Below are 24,719 nucleotides of genomic sequence, written 5' to 3'. Positions count from 1 at the left end.
CCTTGTATTTATATAAGTAATAGTGAGTTTAAACAATAATATGGTGTTTAATAATCAACAAATAACCAACTTACCACAACATAGTAATATTGAGTTTAAGCCATTGGCGGCTAACGCTTTGCTGCATGTGCAACTTAATTGGCTGGCGTTTTATATCCCTTTAATAACCGGCTTAGTGGTGGCGTGTTACTTAAATGCTGCTTTTGCTAATCTAGCGCAAACGTATTTGTTGATTGGCATGCCAATAATTATCATATTATCAATGTTTTATAATGTAGTGAGTATAAAGCTGCAAGGGGTAGCAATGCGCACCCACGATATCGCGTTTAAAAAGGGAATTATTTGGCAGCAAATAGTTATTTTGCCGCTAGCGCGAGTACAGCATATTGAGGTGCACCGCGGACCAATTGAGCGCAAACTCGGCTTAGCGAGTTTAAAGCTATACAGCGCTGGTGGCATGAGCGCCGACCTGCAAATTAGCGGCTTAACTCACGACGATTGTAAAAATATGCGCCAGTTTGTACAAAACTACCGCAACGACGATAACATCGCACAAGTAACCCCTGCAGATGAGTAACGCTGGTAGCGCAAGTAGTTTACATTGGCAAGCAGTATCGCCTTGGGCGTTAGTGTATTTTGTTGTCCATTTTATGGTGCGAGTTATAAGAGATGGCATATTTAATTTGCTACCTATTACGATTGTGTTTGTAACTCAAGTTGAAAACAAACTATTTTGGGGACAAATTGCCGGAGCCGTCGCGCTTGTTGCTTTGCTTATTTACTCTTTTTTATATTATAAAAGCTTTCGTTTTTGTATTTCTGAAGAACACGAAATTTTACTCAAAAAAGGCGTATTTAAAAAAGAGCGTTTAACCCTTAAATTTGCTCGCGTACAAAACGTAAATATTGCTGAGCCGTTTTATTTTACCCCTATTAACTTAGTAAATTGTATTTTTGATGCCGCAGGTAGCGTAGCGCAAGAAGTGGTACTGCCGGGAATAACCAAAGAACACGCACAACAAATGCGTAAACAAATTTTTGCTTACAAAGCCCAGCAGCAAGATACTGTAACTGACAATGTAGATCACCAAGTAACAGCACAAAGCAGTCTATTTATTAGCAATAAAGAAATTGCTAAGTTTGGTTTAATATCAAATATGGCTATTTTAGCCTTTGCAGCTATTGCGCCATTTATAAATGTTGTTATCGATTTTTTAGAGCAAAAGCTGATTGCTAAAATGGAGGGCTTTTACCAGCAAGAGCTAGGTATAGTGGCCAATGCTGCCATGTTTGCGGTGATCACCTTAATTGTTTTGTTGGTTATTATTGCGGTGTTGTTATCGGTTGGCATGTCGTTGATTCGGTTTTATAACTACGAGCTGTATTTTAAAGGACAAAAGTTTAAACGCATTGCTGGCTTATTAGAGCGCCATCAGTTATCTATGAGCTTAGATAAGGTGCAATCAATTGTTATAAAACAAAACTTAGTTGCCCGACTATTAAAACGCTTTACCGTTGAATGCTTGCAAGCGAGCAGTGGTGGTATGGTAGCAGGCGTTGCTGCTAAAAATAATAAACAAACCTTGCTCTTACCGGTATTAAACGCGGCACAAGTAAACAGTGTTTGCCAATGGATTTATCCTTGGTTTAATAGCAAAAACCTCGCATTTACAGGCGCAGAGCGCGCACTACTATATAAAAACTTAGTTTTTTATGCGCTTTTACCGAGCATATTAGTATTTGTTTTTTGCTTAGTAGCTGAGTTTAATATGTGGCTTAGTTTAGGTGTATTTGTTGCATTTGCTGGTTTAGTTACCTTGTCGTATCAGCGTTATGGCTATTACTTACATGAAGAAAATGGCCGGTATTATATGGTGGTGCGCAAAGGCTTGATTGGCGTACATTATCGGGTGTTTGAACTGTATAAAACACAAAGTGCCCGTAGTATAAGTACCTACTTAATGCGTCGCTCAGGGTTAAAAAGTGTGTATATACAACTCGCCTCAGGTTACGCTTTTATGCCCTATATAAAGCAGCAAGATGCTGACTTTATAATTGATTTTACACTTATGCAGGTTGAATCTGATCCCCGTAGCTGGATGTAGCTCTACTAAAAGCATGTGTAGTTTATAGTTGCACATGTTTTATTACACTTTATTACTGCCAACTAAAAGTAATTAGTAATAACCTAGGTGCAGTTAAGGGATCATCTAAGGGACTATAATGAAAAAAACACTTATCGCAGCGGCTTTATTACTTACCGCGCCGAGCTATGGCAACGACTGGCAAACCATTCATACCGAGCACTTTAATGTGCATTACAGTATTGAGCATACCGACTTTGCCAAATCGACTGCTGTAGAGCTCGAAATAGTACGTACCAAAGTGCTTGAGCAACAAAACCGCGCACTCGATAAAACTGTAGATGTAGTGGTGTTTGATCCCTTAAATGCAGCGAATGGTTTTGCGCTACCTACCTCAAATAACCCGATAATGGCACTTTTTACCACGCCGCCACAATCAGATACTGTTATATCAAATACCTCAGGTTGGCAGCAGTTATTGGTATTGCACGAGTACATTCACTTAGTGCATTTAGCACAGCCAACACGTAATAACTGGCAGCAAAAAATACGCAGTCTATGGGATCTATACGATCTAACTTACAGCAATACCCCTCGTTGGGTTGCCGAAGGTTATGCCACGTTAATTGAATCTAAAATGACCGGTCGTGGGCGCTTATTTGATAACTACTCAGAAGCAATATTAGTAGAGTTTGCCCAGCAAGGAGCGTTGCCCAGCTACTCACAGTTAAATAGTACCGAAGGTGGCTTTATGGCCAGCTCCATGGCGTATTTAATTGGTAGCCGTTTTTTAAATTGGTTAGAGCAAAACTATTCAGAGCAAACGCTCGATAGCGTTTGGACACGCATGCAAGGCGTAAAAGTGCGTGATTTTGATCAAGCATTTAGCGGCGTGTTTGGGCAAAGTGCCGCTAAGCTGTACCGCCGTTTTGTAGCTGAATACACTTACAAAGCTATGGCCAAAGAGCAATTAGAACCTAAGCTTAATAGTGAGCTGTGGCTACAGCTTAGTTTATATGCAAGTAACCCTGCGCTTGCAAAAGATGGCAGTAAGCTGGCAATTGTAGAGCGTGATAAAAACGATAACACTAAGCTTATTGTGTACAGCACAGAGCAAAATACTAAAGCCGAAAATAGCTTTAATAAAGCACAAAAAAAGCTATTAGAAAATGATCCCCTAGATATTGCTGACACTGCACCTGGTGTATTTAAGCGTGAGCAAAAACAAGTGCTTAACCAAATTAACCGAGCAGGCATAGCTAACCCACAATGGATTAATAATACCACGCTTTACTTTAGTGCTTTTAGTACTGAGGAATCGGGGAGTTATAATCGTGTTTCTGATGTTTTTAGCTACAACACTGAAACCGGCAATATAGAGCAGCTTACCGAGCTTGCAGGTATTCGCCGTTTTAGCGTAACCAGCGATGGTGAAACCTTATATGCTGAGCAAGTAAGAGGTGGTTACTCAGAATTAGTGAAAGTAAATTTAACCACTAAAGTCGTCACTGAGTTATTTAATAAAAGTTTAAAAACGGCGTATGACTACCCAATATTAAACCCTGATGAAACTAAATTAGCTTACTTATCAGCATCTTTAAACGAAAATTGGCAATTATATATACAAAATACGGATGGTGAGCACCGTCAATCAGTGGCTATGCCAAACGGGTATCAATATTTAAGCCAACCAAGTTTTAGCCAAAATGGAGAGTCGCTTTACTTTATTGCTGGCTTAAATAGCGCTACCGATATTTATAGTTATCATATTGCAAGCAAAACACTCACTAAACTAACTCAAGGGCAAGAAGCGGTTGCACATCCCGTTGAAATGGCTGATGGCTCATTACTTTATTTCTCGATTAGCGCAGATGGCCCCAATGTAAAACAACTAGCGAAAACACACCAAGGGAATATGGTTAGTGATATTGCAACCACTAAACATGCGCCACTGCTTATGGTTAATCAACACACACTTCCAAAAGCTAACATTTACACTAACCAAGTAGGCACACAAAGTAGCTACAATGCACTTGAGCAACAAGCCACTTTTGCACTAGGCGCGCAGTATTATTCGGCTGCAACCAGTTTGTTGAATTTAGGGGTTAAAAGTAGCGATTTATTAAAACAGCTCGACTTACAGGCAGGGTATAGCGCCGACTTGCACAATGGTGCTTTGCATGGTGGTTTTGTGCAGGCAAAATACAGTGCATTACCAGTAAAATTCAAACTTAGCGTGTTTGATTATAATTTAAATACAGCACGCCAATATAAATCCTTAAATCAAACAAGCTTAAGCGCCGATATTACTGCGCGCGGTGGTTTTGCTGCAATAAGTTACCCTCTTAAATTTGGGCAGTTAAACTTAACGCCAGAGCTTGCTTATAATTACACTGACTACAAACAAAACCATAAAAGCTGGACGCGCTTAGGCGTTACTCAAAGTTGGCAATATGACCGCCAAGACTTTGTTATAGGCCAAAGTACTTATGCGAGCTGGTACGATGGCAGCAGCAAAAGTAATAATTGGCAAGGTTACGATTTAGCCGCCCAAATTTTTGGTAAAGCATTTGGTATTCCTCTTTATGCAAGCCTTGAGCAAAAGCAACGTGATGATGGCAGCCTTGCATTAGGTGGCTTTGGCTCAAACCTGATTAATCAGCAACAAAGTAGCGAATTTGTACTTTCATCTGAGCTGCCTTTTTACAGTGCAACTGCAAAGCGTTATCAAAGTTATGGTGCTGGGTTTAGCTTTAAAGAGGGGTTACCTTGGCTTTATTACAAGCAACACCAACTTGATAGCATGGTATATGCACAAAGTTACGGCTTAAAATATCAAGGTGATATTAGCTTTGGGATGGGGCCTGCAGGTATAAATGATTTAACGTTTAATTTGGGCTTATCGCGCGTAGAAGGCGATAGCTTTGCAGATGAAATGCGCGCGTGGTTAAGTTTTTATTATTCCCTTTAGCGTTTTTAAAAGCAAAGGTAAAAATAATTAATAACGGGGTTTGAGCGGCGATTTAAGTGCCGTAAAACCCACATTTACTTTGTCATACTTAACGACAGTAACTTAGCTTGATACACATTAAGCTTTTGTTTGTCGCGTTCAAGTTCGATGGCTTTTTCAAGTAGGCTTTGTGTTTGTTGAGTTTTACCTTGCTGAAAGCGTATTTTCGCCAGCTCTAAATACAGATCGGCTATATACGGTGCTTTTACTATTGCTTGCTCAACATGTTTGTTAGCGCTATAAATATTTCCTGTTTGTAACTCATTTTTAGCCAGTACTAATAACTCATAAGGATCTTTTTCTATATTTATTAGTTGTAAAGATAACTGCTGCGCAAGCTGAGTATCACCAAGCTTTTGAGCTAATAATTGATAGTTACTAATTAAATTTATGCTCGCATAATTGTTATTTAATGCTGCTTGATAAATATTTTTCGCGCTTTGTAAGTCGCCAGCATGGCGGTGTAATATGCCTGCTAAGTTAAATAGCTCAGGATCTTTAGGGGTGTAGTTATTAGCTTGCAAAATAAGAGAATATGCCATGTTTAATTGTTTGTTTGCTAATGCGCTAGCGGCTAAATTGCTATAAAACTTAGCGAGTAAGTCATTATGGTTAGCACTACCTGAGTAAATACTGTCTCGAGTTGGGAAGTAGTCGATTAACGTACCTGCGCGGGTTGTTATTGTGCTTATTGGATTTATGTTTTTAGCGGTACCTATTTCTTTAGGGGCATAAACCATAGTTCTAAAATGGTTAGCTACATACACTAAGTTACTTTCTTTTGCGTAAACAGGCTCGCTGGTCATTTCTTGAAAACTCGTATCTAAACCAAGAATGCGAGCATAGCTTTGGGTAAGCACCGCTAGGCTAATACAGTTTCCTTGCGCTCGATTAACTGTTTGTGTAGAAGTGAGTGTATCGCCGTGATATGTAAAGTTAGTTAGTTGGTTTTCAAGGTAATTATAAACAACTCTATCGGTACGAATCCCAGATAATAGCTGTTTTTTGGCATACGCTAAAAACTGCTCTGTCTCGACCTCAGACAGCTCAAAAATAGCTTGTTCAGATAAAGTGGGTTGCTGGCTAAATAAAGCATGATTAATTACTTGTGTAAGCGGTATAGTTTGCAGTATTTGCTTTTGATTGTTAGTACTGCTGCAGCCGGTTATTAATGAAAAAATAGTAATTATCACAAGCGTATAAAATTTCATAAACTCACTCCATTGATACAAAAGTAAGTAGCTTAAATAGAGTTAATTACTACTTTACCTAACATTATAATGAGTTTGTTTTTTAATCAAGGGTTTGCTGTGCGGCGTTTATTTAAACGGTTGTGTCGTGACTGCTTTTTGCGTGCACGTCGGGTAAGCCATAAATAAAAGCCAGTACCTGCAAGCCATACAGGGCTTAAGCCAATAACAGCCCACAGCACCTTACTTACAAGCCCTGCAAAGTAGCCAAAGTGGAGCTTTCTAAAGCTATCAATTACTTGCCAGCCAATTCCTACTTCGCGAATATCCCAGTTAGCCATGTGCTCGCCAGTTAGCTTATTGTAAGTAATTGTATTGGCGTATTCACTAGCCAGCGGATTGGTTGTGCTTACTTCACCAAATAAGGTAATGTTTTCGTCTGGCTCTAATGGCAAAACTAAAAAAGTACCGTTAAAAGTAGAGATTTGTTTTTTGCTGTCATCGAGTATTTGCTGCAACGAAATGTCGTGACTGTATAAGGGGTTGGTTAGTACATAATGCTCTTCTTGTGCGTGTTCTATCACTTCGTGATACCACACAGCCCAGTTAAAGTAGCCGCCAGTAATGGCTAAAATAATAGTAATGGGTGAGCCTAACACGCCGGTCATTTTATGAATGTCGCTAAGCACTATTTGTAGTGTTGCACGCCAGCGTACGCTAAATAAGCGTCGCCAAAATTTGCGATAAATAATCAGGCCGCTAATACCCAATACGAGTAAAAACACCGCAAAAAAGAACCCTAATACAGTGCCCGTTTGCCCTGGTAAATTTTTAAAATCGTTAAGTAAAAAGGTGTAATGCAGCTCTAAAAACCAATCGGTGAAATAATGGCTGGTACCCACAGGCTCTGACAAAATATCACCTGTGTATTGGTTTAAATGTAACTTAGCCCATTGCTCTGTACCGCGCTTTATTAAGTAAACCCGATCAGCAGTATCATCGTTAAATATTTCCCAACTAGCTACTATATAATTAGGGTAAGTACGCTCTGTTTTAGCGATTAACTTATCAATAGGTAGTCGCTCAGGTAATGCTTTTACCACAAAGTGGCTATTTGGCATTAGCAGGCCATCTATTTCGCTTTTAAATACTAAAACACTCCCTGTAATGCTAATAACAATAAGGGGGATGATAGCAATAAGGGCAACCCAGCTATGAATTTTAAACAGTGTTTTTCGCATATATAAAGCAAGAAAAGATGATAAGTATTGCGCATGATAACAATTATCAATTGCAATTCAAGTTTTGCAGATAGTTATGCTAAAAACAGCAAAAGCGTGAACTTAAGCTAACGATTTTTGTATAGCTAAGTTGCCAGCTGCTAAAAAAATATTTTCAATTTAGTTGAGTAAAATCTAGTCGCCACTACAATGCCGCTATAATATAAAACCCTTTAAAAACATATGTTTATTATATGTTTCCATTTTAATTCCTATTAACACTTACGTAACGAGCGAGGTTGCTTTGGCACATTTTCTGCCTGTATTGTCTTCATTTATTTTAGTCTTTAGTTTTTTACCACTGCTAAATAAAATTCGTAAAAATCGCAGCGTGTCGGGTTTATCGCTGTTGATGATGACCTTTGGTGTTGCACAAAGTACGTACTTTATTGCCTTTAATCTGTATTTTGAGCGCTTTTATATGGCGCTGCCATTTATAGTAACAGGTATATTAAGTGGTTCTATTTTATACTATTTTGCGCGTTATAATGCTGAACGAAAAGAGCGTGTTCAGTTACTGTGTATGTTGGCTTTTTCGCTTATTCCATTTACGTTATTAGCTAACCCAGTACTCGATACAGCTAAGGTACTAACGTGGTTAACCTTTGTTGGTTTGGTAATGAGCTCGGTGCGTGTAATGCCACAAACGTATAAAACTATTCGCAGTGGTGATATTAGTAATTTAAGTGCACGTTATTTTAGTTTGCAGTTTGTGGCGGGTATTTGTGGTTTATTTGCCGAGTTTGCTATGGCTACGCAAAGTATTGCGCATATTTTAACGTTTGTGATGATTTTACTCACCAACGCTGCGCAGCTTGGTTGCATTCAATATTATAAAATGCGCCCTAATACGGTATAACGTTTAAAATAGTAGTGATAATTTAATTTAACTGTGGCAGGTTTAAGCTATTCGTAATTATAAAGTTTAAACCATGCAATTAACTATTCATCAAATAGATGCGTTTACTAATGAATTATTTAAAGGCAATTATGCCGCAGTGATCCCCCTTGATACGTGGTTAAGCGACGATTTAATGCTAAAAATTGGCGCAGAAAACAACGTGTCCGAAACCGCTTTTACTTGCCAGCAAAGCGATGGCAGCTTTTCTATTCGCTGGTTCTCACCTTTGATGGAAATTGACTTTTGTGGCCATGCCACACTGGCAGCTGCTTATGTGCTTTGTGAGCAGCATAATTTAGCGCAAGTGCGTTTTTATGCTGCTGCCGTGGGCGAGTTAGTCGTTAATAAAAATAGCGATGGTAGCTTTGCCATGACCTTTCCAAAACAAGCACCGGTTGTTGTATTAAATGCCCCTTCTGCACTGCTAAATGGTTTATCAAAAGCACCCACAAAAGTGCTAAAAAACCGCCAAGCTTACTTTGCTATTTACGATAATGAGCAAGATGTAACTCAGCTTAAAACCGATTCGCAGTTACTAAAAACATTATTTCCGCTCGATGTGGTTGCCAGCGCACCTGGAGATGAATACGACTTTGTGTCTCGCTACTTTTGGCCTGCAAGCGGTGGCGATGAAGATTATGTAACAGGCTCTATTCATACCGGCCTTGCCCCTTATTGGGCTCAGCAATTGGGTAAAACTACGTTAAGCGCTTATCAGGCTTCGAGCCGCGGCGGGCAGTTACTATGCGATGTTGGTGATACATATGTAACGATCACAGGGCATGCGGTAAGGTATTTAACCGGCACTATTTTTATTTAGCAAAGCGCTGCATACTTTCTAAATTGTGTATAAATAAACCATGCTATTACTCTTGCGCTGCGAATAAAACGCTTTTATTTAAAAATATAATTTTTGAAAGTTAGCACAGGCGACGCAGCCGCCACTATATACTTATTACTCCAAACCGCGCCTCTATTATTTATTCTTGTTTAAAGTTATTGATTTATAAACTTAAAAATTACAGCTTTAATTTCTCTATAGTATTACTTGTTATTCTTTTTATTAATTGAGAGTTATTTTAGAAATAGTTACTTACAAATGCGTCGTTAATATTTGGTTAAGCTCTGTTATTATGTTGTTAGTGAGTTTTTGAGGTAATTAAGTTATGCAAACAAGAATACTTAAATGGGTTTTTCCTTTTGTTGCACTTGCCATTGGCATAGTGAGCTTTATGGGAATTAACGCTATTGCAGAAGAATCAGCAGAAAGAAAACCAGTAGATACACGCCCTACCGTTAAAGTGGAAAGTGCTTTGGCAAATAATCATCAGGTTATTATTAATAGTTACGGTGAAGTAAAGCCGCTTGAAAATACCCAATTGTCGGCGCAGGTGTCGGGTGAGGTATTAAGTTGGCATCCTAACTTTATTGCCGGTGGTGTAGTTGGCCGTGGCGAAACCCTATTTACTATTGAAAAAGATAATTACCAAGCAGCCGTTTTAATGGCTGAAGCTGAGCTTGCACGCGCACAAGCAGGCTTAATTGAAGAACAAGCACAAGCGCAAGTAGCAGCAGACGAAGCAACACGCTTTCCTGGTAAGGCCCGTACAGATTTATTTTTACGTAAACCACAAGTTTTGAGTGCACAAGCGTCGGTTAAATCGGCGCAAGCTGCCTTAAAACGTGCGCAACGTGACTTAGAAAATTGCGAAATAACTGCGCCATACGATGCGCTCGTTATTAGTCGTAATATTGGTGTGGGTCAGTTTGTATCTATGGGTTCGCAAGTGGCCGAAATTAATAACATAGAAACCGCAGAGGTGATCATTCCTATTGCCGGCTTTGATAGTATTTTTTTACCAGAGCGAATTAAAGGTATTACTGCAACAGTGATTCAAAAAGGACTAAATAGCTTTACTCGTGAAGCAGTAATAGACCGCGATTTAGGTATTGTAGATAGTGCTACCCGCATGAGTAGTTTAGTAGTGCGAATTGACGACCCTTACGGTTTAAAAAGCAAACAACCAGCAATTAAATTTGGCAGCTACGTACAGGTAAGGTTTGCAGGCGCTATGCTCAGTAACATTTACCGTTTACCGCAAGCATTAGTGAATAATCAAACGGTATGGATAGTAAATGAGCAGCAGCAACTTGAGCCGCGCAAAGTAACGGTTATTAGAGAAGAAGGTGAGTTTTTTTATATTAACAGCGGTTTAAATGCAGACGATAAACTCGTTGTTACCTTGCCAGAGTATCCGCAAAAGGGCATGGAAGTAAAAGTGGCTGGTACTAGTACTAACAGCGCAACTGAAAGCTCAGAGACAAGCAACTCTAATACTCAGCAGTTGTAAGGCAGCAAAATATGAATGAACCAATAGAGCAAAAACAAACGGGTATTATTGCCTACTTTGCAAAGAATTCGGTAGCTGCCAATTTAATGATGTTTTTTATCATTGTAATGGGGATTATTAGTTACTTTACTATTCAGCGCCAAATGTTTCCTAATGTAGAAATTAACTACATTAATATTGAAGCTAACTATCCAGGTGCATCGCCACAAGAAATAGAAGAAAGCATTCTCATAAAAATAGAAGAGTCGCTTAAGGATGTAACCGAAATTAAAAAAGGCGTGTATCGTGCGTTTCGTAATGGTGGCCGTGCGAGCTTAGAAATAAATACTGACGTTAAACTTACCGACGTGCTCGATAAAGTAAAACTTCGCGTAGATGGTATAGCCACGTTTCCTGGCGGTATGGAGCCGGTAACAATTAGCCAAGTAGAGTTTAGACAAGACGTAATAGGCATGACCTTAGTAGCCGACCTGCCACTGAGCGAGCTTAAGCCAATTGCAAACCAAATAGAGAGTGAGTTATTGCAGCTTTCTAATGTATCGCTAGTTGTTAACGATGTGCCACTTGATGAAATAGCCATTGAAATTGAACCCGATACGCTGCGCCAATATAACTTAACCTTAAGCGATGTAATGAATGCAGTACGCAGATATTCAGCTAACTTTTCGGCAGGGCAGCTAAAAACTGACTCGGGGGTTATTTCGGTACGCGTAGAAAATCAATTTTATAGCGGCGAAGAGTTTCGAAAAATACCGGTAAAAATTGGCGAGTACGGCGCAAAAGTATTATTGCAAGATATTGCCATAATTAAAGACCAATTTACTGAAGGTGAGCGCTACTTTAAGTTTAATGGGCAAAATGCGGTGTACCTTTCGGTTAAAGCAACCCAAGAGCAAAACATGATCCCGGTTGCCGAGTCGGTTAAAGCATTTATAGAACAAAAAAATAATCAGCTGCCGCCCAGTATACGGTTAGAGCCATTAATGGATATGACTTACTATCTAAATGCTCGCCTTGATATGATGAAAGCTAACTTGTTTCAGGGCGCTATTTTAGTGGCAATTATGTTGTCGTTATTTTTGCGTTTTAAACTGGCGTTGTGGGTAATGCTAGGGCTGCCAGTGTGCTTTTTAGGTGCAATGATGATGATGCCGGTATTTGGTATTAGCATTAATATTATTTCGTTATTTGCGTTTATTATGGTGCTGGGAATAGTGGTGGACGACGCCATAGTCATAGGAGAGAGCGCCTACACCGAAATAGAAAGAAGTGGTGGTGGTGTTGAAAGCGTAGTGCGCGGCGCTAATCGTGTTGCAACGCCTGCGACCTTTGGCGTATTAACCACAATTGCAGTGTTTGCACCATTTACCTTATCGAGCGGCCCAGAAAGCGCGTTTTTTTACGGTATAGCGGTAGTGGTAATGCTGTGCTTAGTATTTAGTTTGGTTGAATCAAAACTAATTTTACCGGCGCATATTGCTCATACGCACTTTGCACCTATTAAAAAAGGCAGTTGGCGCGATCGCTTTAATACTCGTTTTTTTGGCTTTGTAAATGGCCCGTATAAACGTTTTATAGTGCGCTGCGTAGAATGGCGCTGGACGGTGATGTTTGCATTTATAGCAATGCTTATTCTTAGCGTTGGGTTAATTACCTCAAACAAAGTACGTACTGTACCCACCCCTAAAGTACCGCACGACTTTCCACAAATACGCGTAGAAATGAATGATAATGTTTCAGACATACAAACCATTGCAGCTATTCGCGACATTGAAGCTATGGTGCTGCAAGTTGATGAAGCAACCGAGCGTGAATTTGGTAAAAAAATGATCCGCGATATCTTGGTATTTAACCAAGGTAGAACAGAGTCACAGTTATTAGCGCCATTAGTTGATGAAGACTTGCGTCCGTATAACGCCTTTGAGTTATCGCGTCGTTGGCGTGAGGCTATGCCAACCATAGCTGGCGTTAAGTCGTTAACTATTCAAGATGATGCTGGCGGCGGCGGTGCCAACGGTAATGGTGAGTTTGGCTATTTATTGTATGGCTCAGACATAGACACGCTAAATAATGCAGGGCGTCGTTTTATTCAATTACTGCAGCAACAAAAAGGTTTGTTTGATATTAGCTCGACCATTGATCCTGCTAGTAAAGAAGTGCAAATGAGCTTAAAACCGGTTGCTTACGACTTAGGTTTAGATCTTTCGAGTGTTGCCACCCAAGTAGGTGCTAGCTTTTATGGTGGTGAAGCGCAGCGCGTGATCAGAAACGGCGAAGAAGTACGTGTAATGGTTCGTTACCCTAAGCTTACTCGCGAAGCATTTTCATCACTTAAACATGCAGTGATCACCACACCACAAGGGCGTGAGGTATTACTCGGTGATGTAGTTGAGCTAACCGAAACACCAGGCATTAGTTATATTCGCCGTGAAGGAGGCTATCGTACAGTTTATGTATATGGCAGTATCGACGAAGAACAAATAGAGCCAGGTGAAGTAGTTAAACAAGTTAAAGAGAACTTATTACCGCAGCTTAAAGATGAGTTCCCTACAGTTAAATCTGAGCTTGGTGGCGCAATAGAGGAGCAACAAGCGCAAGCAAGTGAGCAAATGATGTTTTTTATTGGTGGCATGATCCTCGTTTATATTTTACTGGCTGTGCCATTAAAAAGTTACTCGCAACCGCTTATTGTTATGTCGGTTATTCCGTTTAGCTTAACGGGGGCTATTTGGGGGCATTATTGGTTTGGTTTAGATATTAGTTTAATGTCGGGCTTTGGTTTAATAGCCGCCGCAGGGGTAGTAATAAACGACTCCCTAGTTATGACCGATTATGTAAACCAAGTGCGCCGTAACGGCGTAAGTATTAAAGATGCCGTTATTGAGGCAGGCTGTGCGCGTTTTAGAGCTATATTACTCACCTCAATTACTACCTTTGCAGGGGTATTACCTATTATGTTTGAAACCAGCCTACAAGCTAAATTTGTTACCCCAATGGCAGTGGCGCTGGGCTTTGCTGTCATGTTTGCTACTTTAATAACACTGATTTTAGTACCGTGTTTATATATTATTTTAACGGATATAGGCGCGTTATTTAAACGCCCGTTTAGTAAAAAAACCACTAAAGCTACAATTTAAAATAGCATTGTTAGTCAGTAGCAAAGTAAAAAGCCAACCGAATTAGGTTGGCTTTTTTGTTTTATATAGAGCTTAAGTATTAGATTTAAATTCTGGTTACATTCTTTTGTTTGATTGTTGCAAGCTTGCGAATTATAATCTTCATCTTATTAATAAACTGAGCTAATATTTAGTTTACATTTGTTTGTTTATTACTCTAAATGTCTTGACTGTGTATTTGTGTATTACCAATGCAAGGTTTGGATTTTAAGGTGTTGCTGTGTTTATGCATACGTCATTGGTCTGTGGAAAATGGACACCAATAGGTTGCTTAAATCAGGATGTCCAATTATCTATTGGCGATTCTGTAGTAGTAACCTTTTATGACATGCAAGGAGAGCTAGTCGATTTATCATTTAGTTATGAAGTGACGGTATCTGAGCAGGGAGGGCCTAATGCGTGGCCGCGCCTAATAGCAGAATATATTAATGTGCATGTTCCCTTAGTTAGCGCAGGGCGCATGACCGATACAGGGCTAGTAGTTGCTTATCGTTATAATCAAATATTTGCACTAGAATCAAGCGGTATTTGTAAAGCGGATGTTAGTTTTAATTGTTTGACTAAACGCAATGTGTCGGTAATAGAAAATAGCGCAGAATACGATAGCGTTTATCCCGCTGGTGGCGATAACTATAATGCGGGCATAAAAGTATTGCAGCCCAAAACAGGGCATATTTATCAGTGTAAAGCATGGCCATTTAGTGAATATTGCCGTGTTAATGGTGAGCAAAGTGCCATGTTTGAACCCGGTGTGGGTAAAAGCTGGGCTATGGCTTGGCAGCAAGTAAAATAAATAGCTTGTATACAGTTTTGAATTGGAATTATTTCTCAAGGTGTTTTTCTTAAGATATTCTTATTGAGGTGCTCTCTTCCCAAGGTATAAAGACAACAATAAAAATTGCAGAAATTTTAGTAATTGTACTTATACCGTTTAGCCCGCTCAGCAATGAGTGGGCTTTTTTATTTTTATGGTAAACTGGCAAATATTGTTATTTTTTAATCGGTTTATTTGTGTCTACTTCTGATTTTTCTTTGGCCTTGCTGCCAAGCTCCCCTATTGCTGAAAAGCAAGCCTATACCCTTAACACACACGATAAAACACGTATCGATAATTACTATTGGATGCGTGATGACGAACGTCAAAATAAAGATGTATTAGCGCATTTACATGCTGAAAACAGCTATTGTGAAGCGCAATTAGCGCCAATGCAGCCATTGCAAAACACTCTTTTTGAAGAGCTAAAGGGCCGTATTGTAAAAGACGACAATACAGTACCGGTTAAAGATGGCAAATACTGGTATCACTCTGAAGTGCGTGGCGATGACGAATATTCTCGTCATTATCGCAGTAGTGATATGAGTACTAGCGATAAGCAAATTTTATTAGATGTAAATAAGCTAGCGGCCGGATTTGAATTTTTTGAGCTAGGCGAAGTAGCACTGAGCCCGTGTGAGCAATTAATGGCGTACTCAGAAGATACTGAAGGGCGTCGTATTTATACCGTGCACTTTAAAAATATAACCACTGACGAAATGCTCACCGATAAGTTAGAAAACACCGAAGGCCAAGTGGTTTGGGCTAACGACAATAAAACAGTTTTTTATGTTAAAAAAGATCTAAAAACATTATTAGGTTACCAAGTATTTAGGCACGTGCTGGGTACAGAGCAAAGCCAAGATGTAATGGTGTACGAAGAGCAAGACAGCAGCTTTTTTATGGGGCTGGGCAAAAGTCGCGACGAAAGCCTTATTATTATTGATTTAGCCAGCACCGAAACTAACGACACTTGGGTACTTGATGCTGACCAGCCAAACGGCGAGTTCAACGCATTAATGCCACGCGAAGAAGGCCATGAATTTGACGTTGATAAGCTTGGCGATACTTTTTACATAGTGACGAATTGGCAAGCCAAAAACTTTCGCTTAATGACCGCAACCAGTCAAACTATTGCCGATAAAACCCAGTGGCAGCAGCACACAGCTCATCGCGATGATGTACTGCTTGAAGGTGTTGAATTATTTAACGACTTTTTAGTATTAAGTGAGCGCGAGCAAGGGCAAGCCCGTTTTGTGGTTGTTAATAAACAAGGTGAACGCATGACATTAGCGTTTGAAGATCCTTGCTACTACGCCGCCATAGCAATGAATCCAGAGCCAGAATCACGCAGTGCCCGTATTTACTACTCAAGCTTAACTACGCCTGGCTCGCTATACGATGTTGATTTAACTACAGGCGAAAAAACCTTACTAAAACAACAGCAAATATTAGGAGACTTTAACGCCGATAATTATCAGTCAGAACGCCTAATGATAACTGCACGCGATGGCGTAAAAGTACCTGTATCTGTTGTTTACCGTAAAGAGAGCTTTAAAAAGGACGGTACTAATCCGTTGTTTCAATATGGCTATGGTGCTTATGGCTATACTATTGATCCTAGTTTTTCGAGTACATCATTAAGCTTACTCGATCGCGGCTTTGTGTACGTTATTGCGCATGTGCGTGGCTCAGAAATGTTAGGCAGGCAGTGGTACGAGCAAGGTAAAAAACAACATAAACAAAACAGCTTTAACGACTTTATAGACGTTACTAAAGCGCTGGTTGAGCAAGGTTACGGCGATAAAAATAAAGTATTTGCATCGGGTGGCAGTGCGGGTGGTTTATTAATGGGAGCCGTGGTAAACCAAGCACCTGAGCTTTATTGTGGCGTTGGTTGTCATGTGCCATTTTTAGATGTGCTAACCACTATGCTAGATGAAAGTATTCCGCTAACCACCAACGAATACGACGAGTGGGGTAACCCTAACGATGCGCAATTTTATGATGTAATTGCAGCCTATTCGCCGTACGATAATATTTGCGCGCAAGAGTATCCGCATATGCTAATAACCACAGGGCTGCACGACTCACAGGTACAATATTGGGAACCGATGAAGTGGGTAGCTAAAATGCGCGAGCTAAAAACCGATAATAATATTTTAGTATTTAAAACCGATATGGATGCCGGACACGGTGGCGCATCTGGGCGTTTTAAAAGCTTAGAAGAAAGAGCGCTCGAAATGGCCTTTTTTATCGCCTTACTAAATAATTAGGCAACAATTAAAAAGTGCACAAATAAAAACATCGCCACTGTAAAGTAGGCGATGTTTTTATTTTATAGCTGCTTAAATACAGCGGTTAATGCATTTAACTTTTATTAATCTAAGTAAGCTTTTAACATCCAAACAAGTTTTTCTTGCTCTGAAATATAATCACTCATTAGCGCGGCTGTACCTTCGTCGTTTGCATCGGCTGCTTGGCTTAAAATTTCGCGCTGCATTTTAATCAACACACTGTAACCTGCAAGTAAGTTCTCTACTGCAGCTACACCGTCGCTAATACCTTTAGCTTCTTTAATTTTACTTACTTCTAGGTAATCTGAAAACGCATGCAGTGGCGCACCATCTAGCGTTAAAATACGCTCAGCAACTTCATCTACTTTTAAAAGCAATAAGTTATAAATTTCTTCAAACTTAATGTGTAGTTCAAAAAAGTTACGGCCTTTAATATTCCAATGAAACCCACGTGCGTTCATGTACTGAATTTGATAGCTGCTCAGTAGCGAGTTTAATGACTTAATAATGTCTTCACTTTTTGCACTGTTTAAACCAATAGCATTTACCTGTGACATAGCTTGTTCCTTAAATAACCGTTAATAACGTTAACTGCTAATGAGTATTGCCTATCATCAGCCGTTAGTAAAATAATTTAAATAGATGGGATTAATAGCTTAAATAAATCGTGTACTTACATTACTTATAAAAATAATAAATAGATCATTAATAGTAATGGGTCGGATTAATTAAAATACCACCCCTGAAGGGAAAATATATCTTCAACACTACAAATCATGATCCAAAACAAGCTTTAAACAAGTTAAGTGCGCCGCTGTCGCATTAATTGATTTAGGTCAAAAATCATTCGACTTGATAACGCATAATAAGGAGGTAGCAATCATTAGGAGAAATAAAGTGAGCACAAAAACAGCTAAACAACATAAAGCTGAATTGATCGTAACGGGTATCGCCGTGGTAGTGTTTTTAATTGGCGTAATAGCGCATTTAGCCAGTGCCAGCTTTGCTAACTTTGATACTTTTGGTTATATAGCCGCACCTATACCACTAGTATTAGGTATTATATTTTTAATTAGTTATAAAATTGCAGCAGCGGCAGAAGATTAATCGTCTTCGTTTAAGCGCTCTAAAATATAATCGAGTACTTGGCGAGAGTAAATCATACTGGTATGGCTTAAATGAAACACTTTATGTTCGGCCATACCTTTGAGCTTGGTTTCATCAAGTAATACAGTGCCATCAGAGCAACTGCCTTTAACAATAAGCGGCATAAGCCCTATGGGTAAATCACCAGCAATACTGTAAAGTTTGGCTTTAAAAGGCCAATTACCGTTTTTAGAAAGTAAAAACTCTACGCTATTTTTTAAAAAAGATTCAAACCCTTTTTGCTGCATTTTTTGCGCAATATGGCTGCCTTTATGTGGGGTGCCTAAAGTAATTACTTTTTCAACATGTTGGCTTGCAGGCGAGTTCGCCTCAAGATACGCACGAGCAACAAGCCCGCCCATAGAATGGCAAACAAAAGCCGAAGGCTGATCGCCTATAAACTCATCTATTTGCGCAAAAATAGCATCGCGATTAGGAGTGAGCGTATTGTAAGTTAGGTTTAACACTTTTACGCCAGAACTTTTTAAGCGAGAGCACAACGGGCGCATCACAAAGCCAGACATATATAAGCCGTGTAAAACAATAACCTGCTTAACCTTCATACGCCCCTCACCTTGGTGTTATCACATTAACTGCTGTGGTTTTATTTCAATATTGGTCGTGTCGGTATTAACCCACATCTCGCCATCTTGAATAGTAATAGCAAGCTTTATATTACGATCAACCAAATTGGCCAAAGCTTGGGTAACACCATAATCTAAACTAAATATACTAAGGTTTTTAAAATCACGTAATTTAGGCTGCTGTTTTTGCCACCAAATAGCTTGGTTGTTTTCGCCATAAGTGTAAAGCACCACTTTTTTAGCTTTATTACAGGCTTTTTTAAGGCGCTTTTCGTCAGGTAAACCCAGCTCTATCCACAGCTCTATTTCTTCACTGTAGTTTTTATGCCACAGCTCGGGCTCATCGTCAGAACTTAACCCTTTGGTAAATTCTAAACCATCACAGCTATTGAGTGCAAAAGCGAGTAAGCGGATCATCAAACGTTGTTCGGTTTCTGAAGGATGCTGGGCCAAGGTTAAATTAAAATCTTGGTAAACGTGACGGTCCATATCGCTAAGCGACAACTGCACTTTCATAATGGTGGATTTAAGAGCCATAACTACTTATTTGAAAAAATTTGCGCCAGTATAGCGCAATTAAATGAATTGCCTGTGAAAATAGCAAGAAATTTACAATAGTGTTTAACTGCTGCCATATCAATTTACTGAGTAAGATTAATAATTGTTAGTTATGTTTTATAGCGGTTGATTGGGTTTTATTCATGGGATTGAATTTTTTGTTTTTAGTTTGTATTGGGCATGAGGTTATTTTATTAGTTGTATACCTTATAGGCTGAAAAATAAAGAAAATTTACTCAATGTAGCCATATACTTTTTATCCGAGCGTAAATAAGATATTTTTCTATCAAAGCTTAAGTGCGATAGCATGATTAAAATTTCAACGGCTAGTTTATTTTAAGAAGAATTAAATCCTCTTTGTGTAGTAAACTTAGCTTTATTACAAAAGTACAAAAGCATAGTTTTACTTTTAGTACCCACATTAGTACCCATAGGCTGCGGCCTTTAATTAAAGGTCATATAAATCAAATGAGTAGAGCAGGAATACAGTGGTTCCCTGGGCACATGAATAAAGCCCGCAACGAAATTAAAGAAATAATGCCGCAAATGGATGTGATTATTGAGGTGCTTGATGCGCGCATTCCTTATAGTAGCGAAAACCCTATGGTGGCGACGCTGCGTGAAGGTAAACCGGTAATTAAAATTTTGAATAAAGCCGATTTAGCTGATCCCAAAATGACTCAAATATGGAAAGATTACTTTGAGCAAGAAAACGGCGTAAAAGCAATTGCTTTTGGTAATGATAAAGCGGCTGAAGTACACCGTATTAATGAGCTGTGTAAAAAGTTAGTGCCTCACAAGGTGGGTGCCGATAAGCAAATTAAAGCCATGATTATGGGTATTCCTAACGTGGGTAAATCTACGTTAATTAATGTGTTAGCTGGGCGTATAGTTGCTAAAACAGGTAACGAGCCTGCGGTAACTAAAGCGCAGCAACGTATTAAGCTTGAAGACGGCATTATGCTTTACGATACGCCGGGTATGCTATGGCCAAAAGTTGAAAATGAAAACTCGGGTTACCGCTTAGGCGCAACTGGCGCAATACGCGATACAGCACTTGAGTATGAAGAAGTGGCGAGCTACACAGCTGAGTATTTAATAAAGGCGTACCCTGAGCTACTAAAAACACGCTACAAAATAGATGAACTACCAGAGAGTGACTGGGAGTTTGTTGAATTAGCGGGTAAAAAGCGTGGTTGTATTCGTGGTGGTAACCAAATAGACACTTACAAAATGTCGGAAATTTTAATTAACGAACTACGCGATGGAATTATTGGCCGCATTACTATGGAAACCCCACAAATGCGTGAGGAGGAAGAGATAATGGTTGCTGGTTTACGTGCGGCTGCGGCGGCTAAAAAGCAAGCCAAAGAAGACGAAAAGTTACAACGCCGAGCGCGAGCGCGTAAAAATCGTCGTTAATAATTAACCTGAATTTAGATAACTGAAAGTAATTTAATAGCTAAATTACAGACATAAAAAAAGCCCGTAAGGGCTTTTTTAGTTTCATATCTACCGTCACCGATATGAGCAATGTAGCAAGTAAAATAGTAGGGCGGTTACTCGTTATCAACATCAAGGGGCGTTGTGTTGAATTTACAAGTAACCATAGCAGTTAACGTGCGCTACACGTTGTTCCAGGGTCGAGAAACAAATCAGTTTATTTCGTAACAAGTTAGGATGTACTCCCTTCTTGTTGATAGTGATTATCAATTAGATTTAGGTGTGTGTCAACACTCAAATGCAAATAGTTCTTATTTATTTTTATCGAGTATGTTTTGAATTGTTAGCACTAAAGTGGGTGCTGCTTTTTTCTGCAAAAACACATATGCTAGTTAAATAATTATAAAAATAATTAAAAGAATAAAACTATGTTTTCTATTTGGTCGATTAGCTTAATTGCCGTGGTGTATTTAGGCATATTGTTTGCTGTTGCAGGGTGGGCCGATAAGCGTAAGGTTTTACCTTTTAAAGGCTTAACTTATGGTTTGTCGTTAGGGGTTTATTGTACCTCGTGGGCTTTTTTTGGCACTACCGCACAGGCTGCAAGTAATGGCTGGTGGCTCGCCCCTACTTATGCGGGCACTATTATATTATTTATTTTTGGTTGGCAGCTATATTGCCGCATTGCGCATATTTGTCGGCAACAAAAACTTACCTCAATGGCCGACTTTATAGCCACTCGGTATGGACAATCATCGAGTTTGTCGGGTTTGGTGTCGCTTATTTCGGTGATTGCAATTGTGCCGTATATTTCTTTGCAGCTCAGTGCTACGGCGCAAAGTATTAACTTGCTTACCGACCGAGCACCCACGCAAAGTAATGCGGTGTGGGCCGACAGTACTTTTTATATCACCTTGCTTTTAGCTTTATTTGCTATTTTATTTGGTGCTAGGCGGTTACGCCCAAGCGAGCATAACCCAGGGCTTATCGCCAGTATTGCGTTTGAGTCGGTGGTAAAGTTACTGGCATTTATTACAGTGGGTTTATATGTTTGCTTTGCACTATTTGATAACCCAGTCGCCTTATACGAAAAAGCCTATGAGCTTAAACTACCCACCCAAGTTACCGCTACGCAAAGCCCTGTTTATGTATATGTTGCGCACACCTTACTAGGGCTTTTAGCTACGTTATGTTTGCCGCGTCAGTTTCATATGAGCTTTATTGAAAACAATAACGACAATGAACTGGCCAAAGCGCGGTGGATATTTCCACTTTATTTACTACTAATAAATTTATTTATTTTACCAATTGCCTACGCTGGGCTGGTTTATTTTAATGGCAACGATATTGGTCACGATTCTTTTGTGTTGGCATTACCAATGGCGGCAAATAATGCCTTTGTAACCTTATTGGCATTTTTAGGTGGGTTTTCGGCTGCAACCAGTATGGTAATTGTATCGTCGATTGTATTATCGGTGATGATCACTAATGATTTTATTAATCAGTTTATTTTACGCCGCTCACAGTTAACCTCAAGTAGCCGCGGGCTAGATAAAAATAACTTATTGCATGCACGAAAAATTGTAATTGTACTGATTTTATTACTTAGTTACTTTACTCACCGAGTGCTTGGCGAAACCACCACTTTAGCCAATGTTGGTTTGATGTCGTTTACCTTAGTGGCGCAGTTTGCACCTGCAATGATTATAGGATTATGGTGGCGACATGCCTCTTGCAGAGGTGCGCAACTGGGGATTTTAACGGGCTTTGTTATTTGGGGTTATACCTTATTATTACCAAACTTGGCCAGCGGCCTGGGTAGCCAAAGTAGTTGGCTAACAGAGGGGCCATGGCAAATAGCTTGGCTGGCGCCTACTGATTTATTGTCGCTTGGTTTGGAGAGTATTAGCCAAGCGTTATTATTATCTTTAGGTGCAAATTGCTTAGTGTATTTATTAATGCCATTTTTTAGTCAAGCCACTCTTGCTGAGCGATTACAAAGTAATAAATTTATTGCACAACCCCATGATTCACGCCTAGACACTACATTGCATCCGTTGAGTTATCATGACTTAGGGGCATTATTACAGCGTTTTGCTGAAAAAGAGGCTAGCCAATCGTTAGTTAATCATTATTTTCCTGATGATAAAAGCCAATGGAAAAGCCCAGCTAAAGCCGAATTAGAGTTATTGGTAGAGCGTGAAATGTCGGCAGTAATAGGCGGGGCATCGGCACGGCTTATTTTAGATGTAGCTAAAAATGAGCAGCGCCAACCATTAGAACAAGTGGCCGAATTTGTAGATGAAGCCAGCCAAGTACTTAAGTTTAACCGCGATCTTTTACAATCTACAATTGAAAATATTCAACAGGGTATAAGTGTGGTCGATAGTGAATTGCGATTAGTGGCGTGGAATCAAGGTTATAAACGTATGTTTACTTACCCAGACGATGCTTTATATATTGGCCGGCCAGTAGCCGATATTATTCGCTTTAATGCCCTACGCGGTTTGTTTAATAGCGACAATATTGCCATTGAGATAGATAAGCGCTTAACATATTTAAAGCAAGGCAGTGCTTATAAGTTTCAGCGTTCGCACAGCGATGGCCGAGTATTCGAAATGCAAGGTAATCCACTGCCCGGTGGTGGCTTTGTAACTACTTATACCGATATTACCGAGTTTGTAAAACAACAAAAAGCACTAACGCAAGCCAATGTAAGCTTAGAGGAAAAAGTAGCAACTCGTACCGCAGCATTAACGCAAGCTAACCAAGAGTTATCGCAGGCAAAACAAGTAGCCGAGCAAGCTACTGTGAGCAAAACCCGCTTTTTTGCGGCGGCCAGCCATGACTTATTGCAGCCATTTAATGCCGCCAGCTTGTTTTGTTCTTTAATGAACGAAAAAGCACAAAGCTCTGAGCTAAAAGCGCTAGCACTCAATATTAAAAACTCATTAGGCAGTGCAGAAGAGCTGCTTAGCAGTATTTTAGAATTAACCAAGTTAGATTCTGGCTCATTTAAAGTGCAGGCCAGCGAGTTTGATGTTAGTAGTTTAATTGAGCCGCTACGCAACGATTATTCGGCATTAGCAGCAGAAAAAGGCCTTAAATTTATTGTAAAGCAATGCGATGTACGCATACATACAGATAAAGCACTGTTGCGGCGGGTATTACGTAATTTACTTAGTAATGCCATACGCTATACCGAGCGCGGCGAGGTGCGCTTAAAAGTGTTGCTTGAAGATGACAGCCATGTGTCGTTTGTTATTGAAGATACCGGTGTGGGGATTGCCGCAAGCGATCAGCAAAGTATTTATCAAGAGTTTAAGCAGCTGGGCGAAAAGCCCAATGCCGAAGGCCTAGGGTTAGGACTGTCGATCACTAAGCGTATTTGCGACTTACTGCAAATACCTTTGGTTATGGGTTCTGAGCTAGGTAAAGGAACGCAATTTACGCTCACGATGGCATGCACAGTAAGTAAAGCGGTACAACCTACTCAGCGGGTAATGCTTAACCCCGATACCGAACTAGGTCGCTTGCGTATTTGGCTGCTTGATAACGATAAAAATGTGCTTGATGCACTTAAGCAACTCCTGCAAAACTGGGGCTGCGAAATAGCCACGGCAACTAATTTAGCTGAGCTTGAGCAATTAAAAGCAAGCGCTGCATTACCACAACTACTTATTATTGATTATCAGCTCGATGATGGTGTAACCGGGCTTGAGGTGCTTAATAAGGCGCAGCTTACTAACTTGCCGGTAATTGTAAATACAGCAAATCATGATGAAAGCATACGTGAGCAAGTGCTTGATGCAGGTTATCCGCTATTGTATAAACCGCTAAAAGCACCGGCATTAAAGCGTATGATTAAGCGACTAACCAAGTAAG

General features: G+C 39.8%; 17 protein-coding genes. 12 read left to right on the top strand and 5 right to left on the bottom strand.

The features are described from left to right. The first annotated feature begins 43 nt into the window (after positions 1 to 43). The 3 genes from AAEY55_RS05935 to AAEY55_RS05925 all read left to right on the top strand — a co-directional run bounded on the left by AAEY55_RS05935 (position 44) and on the right by AAEY55_RS05925 (position 5,055). Positions 44 to 577 carry a PH domain-containing protein gene (locus tag AAEY55_RS05935; RefSeq protein WP_086993164.1) on the top strand — a complete coding sequence of 178 codons (534 nt, stop codon included), beginning with the start codon at positions 44 to 46 and terminating at the stop codon, positions 575 to 577. Beyond that, on the top strand, positions 570 to 2,105 hold the full coding sequence (locus AAEY55_RS05930; RefSeq protein ID WP_089368901.1) for a PH domain-containing protein: 1,536 nt from the start codon (positions 570 to 572) through the stop codon (positions 2,103 to 2,105). The genes AAEY55_RS05935 and AAEY55_RS05930 overlap by 8 nt, the downstream gene beginning before the upstream one ends. A 118-nt stretch (positions 2,106 to 2,223) precedes the next feature. Next, complete coding sequence (locus tag AAEY55_RS05925; protein WP_350550486.1) at positions 2,224 to 5,055, top strand: hypothetical protein; 2,832 nt, start codon at positions 2,224 to 2,226, stop codon at positions 5,053 to 5,055. 74 nt (positions 5,056 to 5,129) lie between these two features. On the opposite strand, the gene AAEY55_RS05920 is transcribed toward AAEY55_RS05925, so the two are convergent. Continuing rightward, a complete protein-coding gene (locus tag AAEY55_RS05920; RefSeq protein ID WP_011329587.1) occupies positions 5,130 to 6,305 on the bottom strand; it encodes a lipopolysaccharide assembly protein LapB in 1,176 nt (391 codons plus the stop codon). Positions 6,306 to 6,391: 86 nt separating this feature from the next. After that, a complete protein-coding gene (locus tag AAEY55_RS05915) occupies positions 6,392 to 7,525 on the bottom strand; it encodes a PepSY-associated TM helix domain-containing protein (protein WP_350550483.1) in 1,134 nt (377 codons plus the stop codon). A gap of 283 nt (positions 7,526 to 7,808) precedes the next feature. Between AAEY55_RS05915 and AAEY55_RS05910 the strand changes: the two genes are divergently transcribed. The 6 genes from AAEY55_RS05910 to AAEY55_RS05885 all read left to right on the top strand — a co-directional run bounded on the left by AAEY55_RS05910 (position 7,809) and on the right by AAEY55_RS05885 (position 17,082). Further along, positions 7,809 to 8,423: a PQ-loop domain-containing transporter gene (locus AAEY55_RS05910; RefSeq protein ID WP_011329585.1), complete on the top strand. Its 615-nt coding sequence runs from the start codon at positions 7,809 to 7,811 to the stop codon at positions 8,421 to 8,423. Positions 8,424 to 8,496: 73 nt separating this feature from the next. Further along, positions 8,497 to 9,285, top strand: coding sequence for a PhzF family phenazine biosynthesis protein (locus AAEY55_RS05905; protein ID WP_350550480.1), 789 nt, complete (start codon positions 8,497 to 8,499; stop codon positions 9,283 to 9,285). Between the two features lie 346 nt (positions 9,286 to 9,631). Further along, the gene (locus AAEY55_RS05900; RefSeq protein WP_350550477.1) at positions 9,632 to 10,816 is read left to right on the top strand and encodes an efflux RND transporter periplasmic adaptor subunit; all 1,185 of its coding nucleotides are present in this window, start codon (positions 9,632 to 9,634) and stop codon (positions 10,814 to 10,816) included. Between the two features lie 11 nt (positions 10,817 to 10,827). Next, positions 10,828 to 13,953: an efflux RND transporter permease subunit gene (locus AAEY55_RS05895; RefSeq protein WP_011329582.1), complete on the top strand. Its 3,126-nt coding sequence runs from the start codon at positions 10,828 to 10,830 to the stop codon at positions 13,951 to 13,953. Positions 13,954 to 14,218: 265 nt separating this feature from the next. Continuing rightward, on the top strand, positions 14,219 to 14,785 hold the full coding sequence (locus AAEY55_RS05890) for a chitin-binding protein (protein ID WP_193038791.1): 567 nt from the start codon (positions 14,219 to 14,221) through the stop codon (positions 14,783 to 14,785). A gap of 218 nt (positions 14,786 to 15,003) precedes the next feature. Beyond that, entirely contained in the window at positions 15,004 to 17,082 is a 2,079-nt protein-coding gene (locus tag AAEY55_RS05885; protein ID WP_350550473.1) for a S9 family peptidase, read from the top strand. 104 nt (positions 17,083 to 17,186) lie between these two features. On the opposite strand, the gene AAEY55_RS05880 is transcribed toward AAEY55_RS05885, so the two are convergent. Continuing rightward, positions 17,187 to 17,660 (bottom strand): Dps family protein, encoded by a 474-nt coding sequence (locus AAEY55_RS05880; RefSeq protein WP_011329579.1) that lies wholly within the window; start codon positions 17,658 to 17,660, stop codon positions 17,187 to 17,189. A 340-nt stretch (positions 17,661 to 18,000) separates the two neighbouring features. On the opposite strand from AAEY55_RS05880, the gene AAEY55_RS05875 reads away from it, so the two are divergent. Further along, the gene (locus AAEY55_RS05875) at positions 18,001 to 18,210 is read left to right on the top strand and encodes a hypothetical protein (RefSeq protein ID WP_011329578.1); all 210 of its coding nucleotides are present in this window, start codon (positions 18,001 to 18,003) and stop codon (positions 18,208 to 18,210) included. Here the strand turns inward: AAEY55_RS05875 and AAEY55_RS05870 are convergent. Continuing rightward, positions 18,207 to 18,812, bottom strand: coding sequence for an alpha/beta hydrolase (locus AAEY55_RS05870; RefSeq protein WP_086993140.1), 606 nt, complete (start codon positions 18,810 to 18,812; stop codon positions 18,207 to 18,209). The genes AAEY55_RS05875 and AAEY55_RS05870 overlap by 4 nt on opposite strands. A gap of 21 nt (positions 18,813 to 18,833) precedes the next feature. Next, complete coding sequence (locus AAEY55_RS05865; RefSeq protein ID WP_058374423.1) at positions 18,834 to 19,370, bottom strand: YaeQ family protein; 537 nt, start codon at positions 19,368 to 19,370, stop codon at positions 18,834 to 18,836. A 489-nt stretch (positions 19,371 to 19,859) separates the two neighbouring features. On the opposite strand from AAEY55_RS05865, the gene ylqF reads away from it, so the two are divergent. Both ylqF and AAEY55_RS05855 read left to right on the top strand, forming a co-directional pair. Continuing rightward, positions 19,860 to 20,813: a ribosome biogenesis GTPase YlqF gene (gene ylqF / locus AAEY55_RS05860; RefSeq protein ID WP_011329575.1), complete on the top strand. Its 954-nt coding sequence runs from the start codon at positions 19,860 to 19,862 to the stop codon at positions 20,811 to 20,813. Positions 20,814 to 21,262: 449 nt separating this feature from the next. Further along, positions 21,263 to 24,718 carry a PAS-domain containing protein gene (locus tag AAEY55_RS05855; protein ID WP_350550470.1) on the top strand — a complete coding sequence of 1,152 codons (3,456 nt, stop codon included), beginning with the start codon at positions 21,263 to 21,265 and terminating at the stop codon, positions 24,716 to 24,718. The last annotated feature ends 1 nt before the right edge of the window (position 24,719 follow it).

The organism is Pseudoalteromonas sp. 120-MNA-CIBAN-0494 (assembly GCF_040308885.1).
In the GTDB taxonomy this organism is placed as follows: Bacteria; Pseudomonadota; Gammaproteobacteria; order Enterobacterales; family Alteromonadaceae; genus Pseudoalteromonas; species Pseudoalteromonas nigrifaciens.
The sequence above is the reverse complement of the archived record's forward strand: the minus strand, read 5'-3'. Positions and strand labels throughout refer to the sequence as shown.